At 63.9% G+C, this 14,747-nt stretch carries 10 protein-coding genes; 8 read left to right on the top strand and 2 right to left on the bottom strand.

Annotation, left to right across the window (positions count from 1 at the left end):
* Positions 1-25 precede the first annotated feature (25 nt).
* Together aceF and aceE are read right to left on the bottom strand one after the other, a co-directional pair.
* On the bottom strand, positions 26-1,663 hold the full coding sequence (aceF, locus tag APH35_RS14960; RefSeq protein ID WP_012270136.1) for a dihydrolipoyllysine-residue acetyltransferase: 1,638 nt from the start codon (positions 1,661-1,663) through the stop codon (positions 26-28).
* 13 nt (positions 1,664-1,676) lie between these two features.
* Entirely contained in the window at positions 1,677-4,322 is a 2,646-nt protein-coding gene (aceE, locus tag APH35_RS14955) for a pyruvate dehydrogenase (acetyl-transferring), homodimeric type (protein WP_060493161.1), read from the bottom strand.
* A gap of 383 nt (positions 4,323-4,705) precedes the next feature.
* Between aceE and glnE the strand changes: the two genes are divergently transcribed.
* From glnE to APH35_RS14915, 8 genes are all read left to right on the top strand, one after another.
* Positions 4,706-7,639: a bifunctional [glutamate--ammonia ligase]-adenylyl-L-tyrosine phosphorylase/[glutamate--ammonia-ligase] adenylyltransferase gene (gene glnE, locus APH35_RS14950; protein WP_060515044.1), complete on the top strand. Its 2,934-nt coding sequence runs from the start codon at positions 4,706-4,708 to the stop codon at positions 7,637-7,639.
* Positions 7,640-7,772: 133 nt separating this feature from the next.
* Complete coding sequence (gene waaF, locus APH35_RS14945) at positions 7,773-8,822, top strand: lipopolysaccharide heptosyltransferase II (RefSeq protein ID WP_012270139.1); 1,050 nt, start codon at positions 7,773-7,775, stop codon at positions 8,820-8,822.
* Positions 8,823-9,881 (top strand): lipopolysaccharide heptosyltransferase I, encoded by a 1,059-nt coding sequence (waaC, locus tag APH35_RS14940; RefSeq protein ID WP_012270140.1) that lies wholly within the window; start codon positions 8,823-8,825, stop codon positions 9,879-9,881. It begins immediately after the preceding gene.
* Positions 9,881-11,005 carry a glycosyltransferase family 4 protein gene (locus APH35_RS14935; RefSeq protein ID WP_012270141.1) on the top strand — a complete coding sequence of 375 codons (1,125 nt, stop codon included), beginning with the start codon at positions 9,881-9,883 and terminating at the stop codon, positions 11,003-11,005. The genes waaC and APH35_RS14935 overlap by 1 nt, the downstream gene beginning before the upstream one ends.
* The gene (gene rfaP, locus APH35_RS14930; RefSeq protein ID WP_060493159.1) at positions 11,002-11,808 is read left to right on the top strand and encodes a lipopolysaccharide core heptose(I) kinase RfaP; all 807 of its coding nucleotides are present in this window, start codon (positions 11,002-11,004) and stop codon (positions 11,806-11,808) included. The genes APH35_RS14935 and rfaP overlap by 4 nt, the downstream gene beginning before the upstream one ends.
* The gene (locus tag APH35_RS14925; protein WP_012270143.1) at positions 11,808-12,542 is read left to right on the top strand and encodes a lipopolysaccharide kinase InaA family protein; all 735 of its coding nucleotides are present in this window, start codon (positions 11,808-11,810) and stop codon (positions 12,540-12,542) included. Before rfaP ends, APH35_RS14925 begins: the two co-directional genes overlap by 1 nt.
* Positions 12,539-13,291: a lipopolysaccharide kinase InaA family protein gene (locus tag APH35_RS14920; protein WP_012270144.1), complete on the top strand. Its 753-nt coding sequence runs from the start codon at positions 12,539-12,541 to the stop codon at positions 13,289-13,291. The genes APH35_RS14925 and APH35_RS14920 overlap by 4 nt, the downstream gene beginning before the upstream one ends.
* Entirely contained in the window at positions 13,291-14,733 is a 1,443-nt protein-coding gene (locus APH35_RS14915) for a lipopolysaccharide kinase InaA family protein (protein WP_012270145.1), read from the top strand. The genes APH35_RS14920 and APH35_RS14915 overlap by 1 nt, the downstream gene beginning before the upstream one ends.
* Positions 14,734-14,747 lie beyond the last annotated feature (14 nt).

The following is a 14,747-nucleotide window of genomic DNA, read 5'->3' as shown; positions in this document are numbered from 1 at the left end:
CTGCACGCAGGGGCAGTGGGCAGCTTTACAGCAGCATGGTGCGGATATCGCCCAGCACGTCGCCCAGGCGCTTGGTGAAGCGCGCAGCGGCAGCGCCGTTGATCACACGGTGATCGTAGGACAGCGACAGCGGCAGCATCAGCTTCGGCTGGAACGCCTTGCCATCCCAGACCGGCTGCATGGTCGCCTTGGAGACGCCCAGGATAGCCACTTCCGGCGCGTTGACGATCGGCGTGAAGCCGGTGCCGCCAATGTGGCCGAGGCTGGAGATGGTGAAGCAAGCGCCTTGCATCTCGTCGGCCGACAGCTTCTTGGTGCGGGCTTTTTCAGCCAGCGCCGCGGCTTCGGCGGCCAGTTGCAGCAGGCTCTTCTGGTCGACGTTCTTGATCACAGGGACCAGCAGACCATCCGGGGTGTCCACGGCGAAGCCGATGTTCACGTACTTCTTGCGGATGATGGCCTTGCCGCTTGGCGCCAGCGAGCTGTTGAAGTCCGGCAGTTCCTTGAGCAGGAAGGCGCAGGCCTTGAGCAGCAGTGGCAGCACGGTCAGCTTCACGCCAGCCTTCTCGGCCACGGCCTTCTGCGCAACGCGGAAGGCTTCCAGCTCGGTGATGTCGGCGGAGTCGAACTGGGTCACGTGCGGCACGTTCAGCCAGCTGCGGTGCAGGTTGGCGGCACCGACCTGCATCAGGCGGGTCAGGGCCACTTCTTCCACTTCACCGAACTTGCTGAAGTCCACGGCAGGGATCGGCGGGATGCCAGCGCCGCCGGTTGCACCAGCAGCTGCCGGCGCTTCCTTGGCCTTCTGCATCATCGCCTTGACGTAGACCTGCACGTCTTCTTTCAGGATGCGGCCGTGCGGGCCAGTGGCCGCGACTGCGCCCAGGTCGACACCGAATTCACGGGCCAGCTGACGAACAGCCGGGCCTGCGTGAACCTTGGCGTTGCTGCCTGCGGCCGGTGCGGTAGCAGCCGGTGCAGGGGCTGCAGCCGGGGCGGCAGCGGCAGGTGCGGCGGCCGGAGCAGCCTCAGCCTTGGCCGGGGCAGCAGCTGCGGCAGGTGCCGGAGCGGCAGCAGGTGCAGCGCCAGCAACCTTGAGCTTGAAGATCAGGTCGCCAGTGCCGACTTCGTCTTCCAGCTTGCACAGGACTTCTTCGACCACGCCGGCAGCCGGCGACGGGATTTCCATGGAGGCCTTGTCGGACTCCAGGGTAATCAGCGACTGGTCGGCTTCGACGGTGTCGCCGACCTTGACCAGCACTTCGATGATCTTGGCCTTGCCCGACGAGCCGATGTCCGGCACGTGGATGTCCTGCACGCTGGCGGCAGCCGGAGCTGCGGCGGGAGCAGGGGCGGCTTCGGCAGCAGGCGCTGGAGCAGCAGCCGGCGCAGCGGCAGCGGCCGGAGCCTCAGGGGCCGCAGCAGCGGCGCCCTCGGCTTCCAGAACCAGCAGCTCGTCGCCTTCTTTCAGGCGATCGCCCAGCTTGACCTTCAGTTCCTTGATGACGCCGGCCTTGGGGGCCGGGATTTCCATGGAGGCCTTGTCGGACTCCAGGGTCAGCAGGCTCTGGTCAGCCTCGATACGGTCACCGACCTTGACGAACAGCTCGATGATTTCACCTTCACCGCTGCCGATGTCAGGTACGCGAATGAGTTCGCTCACTTAAAAATACTCCTCAGCAGTCCAGTGGGTTGCGCTTGTCCGGGTCGATACCGAACTTGACGATAGCGTCTGCAACAACCTTTGGTTCGATCTCGCCACGGTCAGCCAGGGCTTCCAGGGCAGCCAGCACCACGAAGTGGCGGTCGACTTCGAAGAAGTGACGCAGCTTCTTGCGGCTGTCGCTGCGACCGTAACCGTCGGTACCCAGGACTTTGAACTCTTTGCTCGGTACCCACTGGCGAATCTGCTCGGCGAACAGCTTCATGTAGTCGGTAGAGGCAATGACCGGGCCTTTGCGGCCGTTCAGGCATTCTTCGACGTAAGTCTGCTGTGGCTTCTGGCCAGGCTTCAGGCGGTTGGCGCGTTCCACGGCCAGGCCGTCGCGACGCAGTTCGTTGAAGCTGGTGACGCTCCACACGTCGGCACCGACGTTGAACTCTTCACGCAGGATCTTCGCCGCTTCGCGGACTTCGCGCAGGATGGTGCCGGAGCCCATCAGCTGTACGTGGTGCGCGGCTTCGCGGGTGTCTTCTTCGAGCAGGTACATGCCCTTGATGATGCCTTCCTCGACACCGGCCGGCATGGCTGGCTGCTGGTAGGATTCGTTCATCACGGTGATGTAGTAGAAGATGTCCTGTTGCTCTTCGGTCATCTTCTTCATGCCGTCCTGGATGATCACCGCCAGCTCGTAGCCGTAGGTTGGATCGTAGGTGCGGCAGTTCGGGATGGTGCCCGCCATCATGTGGCTGTGACCGTCTTCGTGCTGCAGGCCTTCACCGTTGAGGGTGGTACGGCCGGCGGTACCGCCGATCAGGAAGCCACGGGTGCGGCTGTCGCCAGCGGCCCAGGCCAGGTCGCCGATACGCTGGAAGCCGAACATCGAGTAGAAGATGTAGAACGGCAGCATCGGCTGGTTGTGGCAGCTGTACGAGGTACCGGCAGCGATGAACGACGACATGGCGCCGGCTTCGTTGATGCCTTCCTCGAGGATCTGGCCCTTCTTGTCTTCGCGGTAGAACATCACCTGGTCTTTATCGACTGGCTCGTAGAGCTGGCCGACCGAGGAGTAGATGCCCAACTGACGGAACATGCCTTCCATACCGAAGGTACGGGCTTCGTCCGGGATGATCGGGACGATGCGCTGGCCGATTTCCTTGTCCTTGACCAGCTGCGCCAGAATACGCACGAAGGCCATGGTGGTGGAGATTTCGCGGTCGCCCGAGCCGTCCAGGATCGCTTTCAGCGTTTCCAGGGATGGGGTCGGTACGCTGAAGCTCTTGGCACGGCGCTGCGGCACGAAGCCACCCAGGGCTGCGCGGCGCTCGGCCAGGTACTTGGCTTCGGCGGAACCTTCTTCCGGCTTGAAGAACGGCAGGTTCTCGAGGTCGGCATCCTTGACCGGGATGTCGAAGCGGTCACGGAAGTGACGCAGGCTGTCGACGTCGACCTTCTTGGTGTTGTGCGCGGTGTTCTTGGCTTCGCCAGCACCGGTGCCGTAACCCTTGATGGTCTTGGCCAGGATGACGGTCGGCTGCTCTTTGTGGTTAACAGCCTGGTGGTAGGCCGCGTAGACCTTGTACGGGTCGTGGCCGCCACGGTTGAGCTTCCAGATCTCTTCGTCGGACAGGTCTTCGACCATGGCCTTGAGCTCTGGGGTGTTGAAGAAGTTCTCACGAACGTACGCGCCGTCTTTGGCTTTGTAGTTCTGGTACTCGCCGTCGATGACTTCGTCCATGCGGCGCTGCAGGGCACCGTTGGTGTCCTTGGCCAGCAGTGGGTCCCAGAAACGGCCCCAGACGACTTTGTTGACGTTCCAGCCACCGCCACGGAACACGCCTTCGAGTTCCTGGATGATCTTGCCGTTGCCGCGAACCGGGCCGTCGAGGCGCTGCAGGTTGCAGTTGATGACGAAGATCAGGTTGTCCAGCTTCTCGCGGCCGGCCAGGGCGATTGCGCCCAGGGATTCCGGCTCGTCGCACTCGCCGTCGCCCATGAAGCACCAGACCTTCTGCTTGCCGGCCGGGATGAAGCCACGGGCTTCCAGGTACTTCATGAAGCGTGCCTGGTAGATAGCCTGGATCGGGCCCAGACCCATCGATACGGTCGGGAACTGCCAGAAGTCAGGCATCAGCCATGGGTGCGGGTACGAAGACAGGCCGTTGCCGTCCACTTCCTGACGGAAGTTGTTCATCTGGTCTTCGTTGATGCGGCCTTCCATGAAGGCACGGGCGTAGACGCCTGGCGAAGCGTGGCCCTGGAAGAAGATCAGGTCGCCACCGTGTTCTTCGGTCGGGGCCTGGAAGAAGTAGTTGAAGCCGATGTCGTACAGGGTGGCACTGGAGGCGAAGCTGGAGATGTGTCCGCCCAGGTCCGAGTCTTTCAGGTTGGTGCGCATGACCATGGCCAAGGCGTTCCAACGCACCATCGAGCGAATGCGGCGTTCCATGAACAGGTCGCCAGGCATGCGTGCTTCGTGGGTGACAGGGATGGTGTTGCGGTATGGCGTGGTGATCGCATACGGCAGCTGGGAGCCACTGCGGGTGGCCAGCTCGCCCATACGGGTCATCAGGTAATGAGCGCGGTCTTCGCCTTCTTTGTCGAGGACCGACTCCAGGGCATCCAGCCATTCCTGGGTTTCGATTGGATCGAGGTCTTGCATGGCTTGCTCCAGGGCGGAAAGGCAACCAGAATCGATTGCCTGAGATTGCGACTGGCCTTATGGGCAGACGTCGTGAATTCTTGGATTACCGGGGTGTCTTCCGGCGCGTTGTAGTTTTACTACATTTGCGTTCGCATTTCATGCTTTTGCACGACGCGAGTAGTAGTAAAACTACATTTGTGCGACGTTTGGTCGCACCTTGGCTTGTGAGGAAAAACGTTCATGTTGGTTGGCATTGTGTCGCGAACGGGTGGTTCTTGATGTTTGTTGCCAAGTTTTCGTTTTTTTCAGCTATTTCCAACTTTTGTACGACAGTCCAACCGTGGTCCGGCTTCCCCTTGGCCGCTTTTCCCCCTCTATTTCACGCCGATCAAGGATAGACCATGCGCCTACCTTTGCCCTCCGATCTGCCCGTCACCCTGCAACCACTGGTCGTTCGCAACCGGCAATTCATCAGCGATGCCGTGGCTGCCCACCCCGATCTTGACCTGAACGGTTGGAGCCCAGCCCATCGGCAACAGTTCGATCAGGTTGCCGCCGCCAGCGATTATGTCCTGGGGGTGGCCCAGCGCGACCCGGCCATGCTGTTTGCCCTGCTGGCCAGTGGCGAGTTGGAGCGGCGTTACGCCCCGGGTGAGTTGCGCGGGCAAATTGCCGAGGCTGCCCAGGCGGCGCAGAGCGAAGACGAACTGGCGCGTAACCTGCGCCGCGCGCGCAACCGCCAGCAACTGCGCATCATCTGGCGCGACATCACCCGCCAAGCCGAGCTGGGCGAAACCTGCCGCGACCTGTCGGACCTGGCCGATGCGGCCATCGACGAAGCCTACCAATGGCTGTATCCGCGCCATTGCCAGCAGTTCGGCACGCCCATCGGCAACCGCAGCGGCCAGCCGCAGCACATGGTGGTGCTGGGCATGGGCAAGCTTGGGGCGGTGGAGCTGAACCTGTCGTCGGACATCGACCTGATCTTCGGCTTCCCCGAAGGCGGCGAAACCGAAGGGGTGAAGCGCTCGCTGGATAACCAGGAGTTCTTTACCCGCCTTGGCCAACGGCTGATCAAGGCACTGGACCCGGTGACCGTCGACGGCTTCGTGTTCCGCGTCGACATGCGCCTGCGCCCGTATGGCTCGGCTGGCGCGCTGGTGCTCAGCTTCAACGCACTGGAGCAGTACTACCAGGACCAGGGCCGCGACTGGGAGCGCTACGCGATGATCAAGGCGCGGGTCGTGGCGGGCGACCAGGCCGCCGGCGCGCAGTTGCAGGAAGTACTGCGCCCGTTCGTGTACCGCCGATACCTGGACTTTTCCGCGATCGAAGCGCTGCGCACCATGAAGCAACTGATCCAGCAGGAAGTGCGGCGCAAGGGCATGGCCGACAACATCAAGCTGGGTGCCGGTGGCATCCGAGAGGTGGAATTCATCGCCCAGGCCTTCCAGCTGATCCACGGCGGGCGCGACCTCAGCCTGCAGCAGCGGCCGTTGCTCAAAGTGCTGGCCACGCTGGAAGGCCAGGGCTATCTGCCGCCGGCAGTGGTCGCCGAGCTGCGCGAGGGCTATGAATTCCTGCGCTACACCGAACACGCCATCCAGGCCATCGCCGACCGCCAGACGCAGATGTTGCCCGAGGGCGAGACCGACCAGGCGCGGGTGGCGTATATCCTTGGCTTTGCCGACTGGCAGAGCTTCCACGACCAGCTGATGTACTGGCGTGGCCGTATCGACTGGCACTTCCGCCAGGTCATCGCCGACCCGGATGATGAGGACGGCGAAGGCGAGCTGGTGGTCGGTGGCGAGTGGTCGCCGCTGTGGGAGCAGGCGCAGGATGAAGAAGCCGCTGGCCGGCAGCTGCAGGAAGCCGGCTTCAAACAGCCCGTCGAGGCCTTGCGGCGCCTGGCCGGGTTGCGCTCCAGCCCACAGCTGCGCTCGATGCAGCGCATTGGCCGTGAGCGCCTGGACGCATTTATTCCACGGTTGCTGGCCCAGGCGGTGGAACATGACAACCCCGACCTGGTGCTGGAGCGGGTGTTGCCGCTGGTCGAGGCCGTGGCGCGGCGCTCGGCCTACCTGGTGCTGCTGACCGAAAACCCAGGTGCCTTGCGCCGCCTGCTGACCCTGTGCGCTGCCAGCCCATGGATTGCCGAGCAGATCGCGCTCTACCCGCTGCTGCTTGATGAGCTGCTCAATGAAGGCCGCTTGTTCAGCCCGCCCTTGGCGCCAGAGCTGGCCAGTGAGCTGCGCGAACGCCTGACGCGTATCCCCGAGGACGACCTCGAGCAGCAGATGGAAGCGCTGCGCCACTTCAAACTGGCCCATAGCCTGCGCGTAGCTGCTTCGGAAATCAGCGGCAACCTGCCGCTGATGAAAGTCAGCGACTACCTGACCTGGCTGGCCGAAGCCATTCTCGACCAGGTGCTGGCCCTGGCCTGGCGCCAGACCGTGGCCCGCCACGGCCAGCCCAAGCGCAGCGACGGCAGCCTGTGCGACCCCGGGTTCATCATCATTGGTTACGGCAAGGTCGGCGGCCTGGAGCTTGGCCACGGTTCGGACCTGGACCTGGTGTTTATCCATGACGGCGACCCGCAGGCCGAAACCGACGGCGCCAAGCCGATCGACAGCGCGCAGTTCTTCACGCGCCTGGGCCAGCGCATCATTCACTTGCTGACCACCCAGACCAACTCGGGCCAGCTGTATGACGTGGACATGCGTTTGCGCCCGTCCGGTGCCTCGGGGCTGCTGGTCAGCTCGCTGGGCGCGTTCGAGCGTTACCAGCAGAACGAGGCCTGGACCTGGGAACACCAGGCGCTGGTACGGGCGCGGGTGCTGGTGGGCTGCAAGCAGGTCGGCACGGCGTTCGAAGGTGTGCGCGCCAAGGTGCTCGGCCAGGCCCGCGACCTGGAAAAACTGCGCGGCGAAGTGAGTGACATGCGCGCCAAGATGCGTGACAACCTGGGTACCAAGGCGACGGCTGCCGGTACTGCGGCCAACGCCTTTGAGGCCGGTGTGCCCTTCGATATCAAGCAGGATGCAGGCGGTATCGTCGATATCGAATTTATGGTGCAATACGCCGCTTTGGCCTGGTCCCACGACCACCCGGCCATACTCCGATGGACCGATAACATCCGCATTCTGGAAGAGCTGGAGCAGGCGAACTTGATGCCGGCCAGTGACGCGGTGCTGTTGCGTGAAGTGTACAAGGCGTTCCGTTCGGCTTCGCACCGCCAGGCTTTGCAGAAGCAGGCCGGGGTGATCGATGCGGCGCAGTTTGCCGACGAGCGCCGCGAAGTGCGGCGGATCTGGGGTGAATTGGGGTTGGCTTGAAGGCCCCGCAGGGGCCGCGATCAGCCATGGACCTGCCTGAGTGGTACACTGTCCGCCACATAGCCTGAATATAAAGAGGGGAGGCCAGGCTGTACCACAGCCTGTAGCCTCCCCGAGCGTTTCTGGACTAAGCATGAGAATACTGATCATTGGCCCCAGCTGGGTCGGCGACATGGTGATGGCGCAGACCCTGTTCCAGTGCCTGAAACAGCAGCACCCCGACTGCGTGATCGACGTACTGGCCCCCGAGTGGAGCCGGCCGATCCTGGAGCGCATGCCTGAAGTGCGCCAGGCCTTGAGCTTCCCGCTCGGCCACGGCGCGCTGGAGCTGGCCACGCGCCGGCGCATCGGCAAGTCCCTGGCCGGCCAGTACGACCAGGCCATTTTGCTGCCCAACTCGCTGAAGTCGGCATTGGTGCCGTTCTTTGCCGGCATCCCCAAACGCACCGGCTGGCGCGGCGAAATGCGCTTCGGCCTGTTGAACGATGTGCGCAAACTGGACAAGGCCCGCTACCCGCTGATGATCGAGCGCTTCATGGCCCTGGCCTACGCCCCCGGCGCTGAGCTGCCGCAGCCGTACCCGCGCCCCAGCCTGCAGATCGAAGCGCAAAGCCGTGACGCCGCCCTGGCCAAGTTCGGCCTGGAGCTGGACCGCCCGGTGCTGGCGCTGTGCCCTGGCGCCGAGTTTGGCGAGGCCAAGCGCTGGCCCGCCGAGCACTATGCCGCCGTGGCCGACGCGATGATCCGCCAGGGCTGGCAGGTGTGGCTGTTCGGCTCGAAGAACGATCACCCGGTCGGCGAGCAGATCCGTGACCGGCTGATCCCGGGGTTCCGTGAAGAATCGTCCAACCTGGCCGGTGAAACTTCGCTGGCCGAAGCCATCGACCTGATGTCCTGCGCCCATGCCGTGGTGTCCAACGACTCCGGCCTGATGCACGTGGCCGCAGCCCTGAATCGCCCATTGGTGGCGGTGTACGGCTCGACCTCGCCCGGCTTCACCCCGCCGCTGGCCGAACAGGTAGAAGTAGTGCGCACGGGCATCGAGTGCAGCCCATGCTTTGACCGCACCTGCCGCTTCGGCCACTACAACTGCCTGCGCCTGCTGGAACCGGGCAAAGTCATCGCCGCCCTGCACAGCCTGAGCGGGCCGGACCTGATCGATACCGTGGCCGAGGTCGACTAAGTGCGGGTACTGATCATCAAGACCTCGTCGCTGGGTGATGTGATCCACACCCTGCCGGCACTCACCGATGCCGCTCATGCCATTCCGGGTATCCGTTTCGACTGGGTAGTTGAAGAAGGCTTCGCCGAAATCCCCAGCTGGCACCCGGCGGTCGACCAAGTGATCCCGGTGGCCATCCGCCGCTGGCGCAAGAACGTGTGGCAAACCATCAAGAGTGGTGAGTGGAAGGCGTTCAAGCAACGGGTGCGCGAGCGCAAGTACGATCTGGTGATCGATGCCCAGGGCTTGGTCAAGTCGGCCTGGCTGACCCGCTACGTGAAGGCCACGGTCGCCGGCCTGGACCGTTATTCGGCACGCGAAGGCTGGGCAAGCCGCTTCTACGACCGACGCCTTTCGGTTGCCACCGGCCAACACGCCGTGGAACGGGTTCGCCAGCTGTTCGCCATGGCCCTGGCCTACGACCTGCCGGAGGGCATTGGCAACTACGGCCTGGACCTCGACCGCCTGCAGTTGCCGCCGGCTGCGCCTTATGTGGTGTTCCTGCACGGTACCACCTGGGCGACCAAACATTGGCCCGAAGCCTACTGGCGCGAACTGGCCGAGCGCATGGGCCGGCGTAAGCTGGAAGTGCGTCTGCCCTGGGGCAACCCGGCCGAGAAGGCGCGGGCCGAGCGTATCGCTCAGGGCTTGAACAACTGCCAGGTGCTCCCCAAATTGAACCTTGCCGGCGTCGCTCGCGTACTGGCGGCGGCAAAAGCCTGCGTGGCGGTCGACACCGGCCTTGGCCACCTGGCGGCGGCACTCGATGTGCCCACCATTTCGCTGTTCGGCCCGACCAACCCGGGCCTGACTGGCGCCTACGGACGGACCCAGATTCACCAGGCCAGTGACTGGCCTTGCGCTCCCTGCCTGCAGAAGAAGTGCACCTACAAACCGAGCGCCGACGACCTGCGCCGGTTCGATCTGAAACGCGAGTGGCCGCTGTGCTTCACTCGCCTGAATCCCGAGCATGTGGCGGGCCGCTTGAGCGCGTTGCTGCTGGCTGAGGATGTCCGTTGATGCAACTGGCTTTCGTGCTTTACAAATATTTCCCCTTCGGCGGGCTGCAGCGCGATTTCATGCGCATTGCCCTGGAATGCCAGAAGCGGGGCCACCAGATCCGTGTGTACACGTTGATCTGGGAGGGTGACATTCCGCCGGGCTTCGAAGTGCTGGTGGCGCCGGTGAAAGCGATTTTCAACCACCGCCGCAATGAGAAACTCAGTGCCTGGATGGCCGCCGACCTGGCCAAGCGCCCGGTCGACCGCCTGATCGGCTTCAACAAAATGCCGGGCCTGGATGTGTACTACGCTGCCGACGGCTGCTTCGAGGACAAGGCGCAGACCTTGCGCGGTGGCTTGTACCGCCGCTGGGGCCGCTACCGGCACTTTGCCGAGTATGAGCGCGCGGTGTTCGCCAAGGACGCCCATACCGAAGTGTTGATGATTTCCGAAGTGCAGCAGCCGCTGTTCATCAAGCACTATGGCACCCCGGTGGAACGCTTCCACCTGCTGCCACCGGGTATTTCCCAGGACCGCCGTGCGCCGGCCAATGCCGCCGAGATTCGCGCCGAGTTCCGCAAGGAATTCAACCTGGGCGAGGATGACCTGCTGCTGGTTCAGATTGGTTCGGGCTTCAAGACCAAGGGTGTGGACCGCAGCCTCAAGGCCCTGGCCGCGCTGCCGTCGGCCCTGCGCAAACGCACGAAGCTGATGGTGATCGGCCAGGACGACCCCAAGGTGTTCCAGCTGCAAAGCGCCACCCTGGGCCTGGGCGACCAGGTGCAGTTCCTCAAGGGCCGCAGCGACATTCCGCGCTTCCTGCTGGGTGCCGACCTGCTGATTCACCCGGCGTACAACGAGAACACCGGTACAGTGCTGCTCGAAGCGCTGGTGGCCGGTCTGCCGGTGCTGGTGTCCAAGGTGTGCGGCTACGCCCACTACATCGCCGAGGCCGACAGTGGCCTGGTGCTGGACGAGCCGTTCGAGCAGGAACAGCTCAACGGTTACTTGCAGCGCATGCTCGAAGACCCGCAGGCCCGCGCCAGCTGGTCGCGCAACGGCCTGGCATATGCAGAAACCGCCGATCTGTACAGCATGCCGCAGCATGCTGCCGACGTGATCCTGGGGCAGAAAACCGCATGAAGCTGATAGTGGCCGAACCCTTCAAACGCCTGTGGGCCGGGCGTGATGCCTTCGACGCCGTAGAAGCGCTGCAAGGCGAGGTCTATCGCGAACTGGAAGGGCGCCGCACGCTGCGTACCGAGGTGGAGGGCGAGGGGTTCTTCGTCAAGATCCACCGCGGCATTGGCTGGGGCGAAATCTTCAAGAACTTGTTCACGGCCAAGCTGCCAGTGCTCGGCGCCGGCCAGGAGTGGCGGGCCATCCAGCGCCTGCATGAGGTGGGTGTGCCGACCATGACCGCCGTCGCCTACGGCGAGCGCGGCAGCAACCCGGCCACGCAGCACTCGTTCATCATCACCGAAGAACTGGCGCCAACCATCAGCCTTGAAGACTACAGCATCGACTGGGTCAAGCAGCCGCCCGAGCCGCGCCTGAAGCGCGCGCTGATCGCCGAAGTGGCGAAGATGACTGGCGGTATGCACCGCGCTGGGGTCAACCACCGCGACTGCTATATCTGCCATTTCCTGCTGCACACCGACCGACCGGTGACGGCGGATGACTTCAAACTGTCGGTGATCGACCTGCACCGCGCGCAAACCCGGGCGACAATCAGCCGCCGCTGGCGTGACAAGGACCTGGCCGCGCTGTACTTCTCGGCGCTGGACATCGGCCTGACCCAGCGCGACAAGCTGCGTTTCCTGCGCGGTTACTTCCAGCGCCCGCTGCGCCAAGTCCTCAAGGACGAAGCCGCGTTGCTCGCCTGGTTGGAGCGCAAGGCGCAGAAACTCTACGATCGCAAGCAACGCTATGGGGATGCACTCTGATGGCGAGTTGGACACTGGCGCCGGGTTACGAACACCTGGCGACGGACTTCGGCAGCCTCGATGCGGTATTTGCCATCCAGGGCGAACGCCTGACCCGCGACCCGCTCAGCGAAGTGGTCCGTATCGAACGCAGCGGGGTCAACTACTACGTCAAGCGCTACACCGGGGCCGGCAAGCACATGCGTCGCTACCTGGGCCGGCCGCGCATCAAGGCCGAATGGCAGAACCTCAAACAGTTCGCCAAGTGGGGCATCCCCACTGCTGAGGTGGTGGCCTGGGGCCTGGAGCGCAACGGCCTGGCCTTTGGCCGTGGGGCGATGATCACCCGTGAACTGCCGCGCACCGAAGACCTGTCGGCACTGGCCGAGCGCCACGATGCGCGCCTGGCCGACCGTGCCTGGGTCGACCATGTCAGCCGTCAGCTGGCGCGCCATACCCGGGTAATGCACGAGCACCGTTTCGCCCACAACGACCTGAAGTGGCGCAACCTGCTGGTCGATGACCAGGGCACGCTATTCTTCATCGACTGCCCCACCGGCGACTTCTGGCGCGGTTTCATGTGGCGACACCGGATGATCAAGGACCTGGCATGCCTGGACAAGGTGGCCAAATACCACCTGTCCGCCACCCAACGCCTGCGCTTCTACCTGCAATACCGTGGCCGCGACCGGCTGAATGTGCGCGACAAGAAGCGCATTCGCCAGGTATTGGGCTTTTTCGAGGGAAGGGAATGACCGATTACCTGGCCAGCGCGGACCTCGCGCTGCTCAAACGCCATGGCCTGGACGACTTCGAGGCGCTGTGGGCGCTGCAACTCGAGGCTGTGGACGAACCCAACACCGGCCGTGGCGGCTGGAGCAGCGTGTTTCGCCTGGAACTCGAAGGCAAGGGCTACTACCTCAAGCGCCAGAGCGACTACCTGACCCGCACCCTGCACCGGCCGTTCGGCGAGCCGACCTTTGCCCGTGAGTTTCGCAACATCAGCCGCTACCAGAAGCTGCACATTCCTGCGTTGCAGGCAGTGTTCTATGGTGAGCGCAAGCAGGGCGGCAAGCACCGGGCCATCCTGATGACCCGCGCTTTGGACGAGTGGGCCGACCTCGACGGCCTGCTGGCCCAATGGCCACAGCTGGGCGACGCCGAACGCAACGGTATCCTGCAGGCCTGCGGCCAGCTGGCGCGCACACTGCACAGCGCCGGCCAGGTGCATGGCTGCTTCTACCCCAAGCACATCTTCCTGCGCCAACGCCGCGACGGTTGGGACGCGCAGTTGATCGACCTGGAAAAGACCCGGCCATTGCTGTTCGGCATGCGCGACCGCCTCAAGGACCTGGAGCCGCTGCTGCGCCGCGCCCAGGCCTGGAGCGAGCAGGATGTGCGTACCTTGCTGGCCACGTACCTGGCACAGCCGGCCGATGGTTCGCTGGTGAATACCTGGCTGCAACGCCTGACGCAACGCCGTCGTGAAAAAGAGGCCCGCTGATGCGTTTGTCTGAATTGAAAGATGCCGGCCGCAACCCGTCGTTGCCGCTGAGCATCACCCTGGCCGATGCCGCTGGCAGCGCTGACCTGCAACTGCTCAGCTTGCTGCGCGTGTTGCCAGGCCAGCGTTATGTGGGCGCTGGTGTGTGGCGCGGCACCCCGGTGCTGGCCAAGTTGCTGGTAGGCGGCAACGCGGCTAGGCATTTCCAGCGCGAGCTGCAAGGTGTGAAGTTGCTGGCCGAGCAGGGCCTGACCACGCCCAAGCTGCTGGCCGACGGCCTCAAGGAAGGCGAAGGCGGCTGGCTGCTGTTCGAATTCCTCGACGGTGCCGAAAGCCTGGCCGATGCCTGGGCCGCAGTTGAAAACCTGCCCGTGCTGGCTGACGAACAGCACCTGGTGCTAGGCGAAGCGCTCACCGCCGTTGCGCACATGCACGCCCAAGGCCTGTGGCAGGAAGACTTGCACCTGGACAACCTGCTGCGCCATGGCGGCAAGTTGTACTTGATCGACGGCGCTGGCATCAAGGCCGAAACACCTGGCCAACAGTTGTCGCGTCCGCGTGTGCTGGAAAACCTCGGCGTGTTCTTCGCCCAATTGCCCAAGCGCCTGGAGCCGTTCATCGAAGAGCTGCTGGTGCACTACCTGCTGGCCAATGCCGAGCATGCGCTACCGCTGGAAGCCCTGCAGAAACAGGTAGACAAGGTGCGCAACTGGCGGCAGAAGGACTACCTGGAAAAGGCCGGCCGCGAGTGCAGCTTGTTCAGCGTCCAGCGCAGCCTCTCGGGGTTGCAGGCGATCCGCCGCAGTGAAGTCAGCGCCATGCAGCCGGTGCTGGCGCAGGCCGATACGCTGATCGACAAGGGCCATCTGTACAAGACCGGTGGCGCCGCCAGTGTGGCACGCATCGAAGTGAACGGTCGTCAGCTGGTGCTCAAGCGCTACAACATCAAGAACACCGCGCATTGGTTCAAACGCTTTTGGCGCCCGAGCCGTGCCTGGCATTCGTGGATCGAGGGCCATCGTCTGGAATTCCTCGACATTGCCACACCCAAACCGTTGGCGGTGCTGGAGCAACGGGTCATGGGGCTGCGCAGCCGTGCTTACCTGGTGACCGAGTACGTCGATGGCCCGGACCTCACCGCGTGTTTCGCACCGTTCGTGGAGAACGGCGATGCACCGGAGGAGCAGGTAGACGCCCTGGTGCATGTGATGCAGCAGCTGATCCGCGAACGCATCAGCCATGGCGACTTCAAGGGCCATAACCTGTTCTGGGACAACGGCCGGTGGTCGCTGATCGACCTCGACGCCATGTGCCAGCACGCTACCCAGCTCAGCTTCGCCCCGGCCTACGCCCGTGACCGGGCGCGGCTGCTGCGTAACTGGCCGAGCGGCAGTGCCTTGCATCAGCGGCTAGACCGGCTGCTGCCCAAGCTGGCCGAATGATCCGCGGGTAATCG

This window comes from Pseudomonas sp. NBRC 111132 (genome assembly GCF_001320565.1).
Lineage (GTDB): Bacteria > Pseudomonadota > Gammaproteobacteria > Pseudomonadales > Pseudomonadaceae > Aquipseudomonas > Aquipseudomonas putida_P.
The sequence above is the reverse complement of the archived record's forward strand: the minus strand, read 5'-3'. Positions and strand labels throughout refer to the sequence as shown.

What these genes read in the sequence shown, in the direction of transcription:
- waaF (WP_012270139.1), top strand. Translation starts at nt 7,773, where the DNA reads ATGAGAATACTGATCATTGGCCCCAGCTGGGTCGGCGACATGGTGATG.
- APH35_RS14920 (WP_012270144.1), top strand. Translation starts at nt 12,539, where the DNA reads ATGACCGATTACCTGGCCAGCGCGGACCTCGCGCTGCTCAAACGCCAT.
- APH35_RS14915 (WP_012270145.1), top strand. Translation starts at nt 13,291, where the DNA reads ATGCGTTTGTCTGAATTGAAAGATGCCGGCCGCAACCCGTCGTTGCCG.
- APH35_RS14925 (WP_012270143.1), top strand. Translation starts at nt 11,808, where the DNA reads ATGGCGAGTTGGACACTGGCGCCGGGTTACGAACACCTGGCGACGGAC.
- aceE (WP_060493161.1), bottom strand. Translation starts at nt 4,322, where the DNA reads ATGCAAGACCTCGATCCAATCGAAACCCAGGAATGGCTGGATGCCCTG.
- glnE (WP_060515044.1), top strand. Translation starts at nt 4,706, where the DNA reads ATGCGCCTACCTTTGCCCTCCGATCTGCCCGTCACCCTGCAACCACTG.
- APH35_RS14935 (WP_012270141.1), top strand. Translation starts at nt 9,881, where the DNA reads ATGCAACTGGCTTTCGTGCTTTACAAATATTTCCCCTTCGGCGGGCTG.
- rfaP (WP_060493159.1), top strand. Translation starts at nt 11,002, where the DNA reads ATGAAGCTGATAGTGGCCGAACCCTTCAAACGCCTGTGGGCCGGGCGT.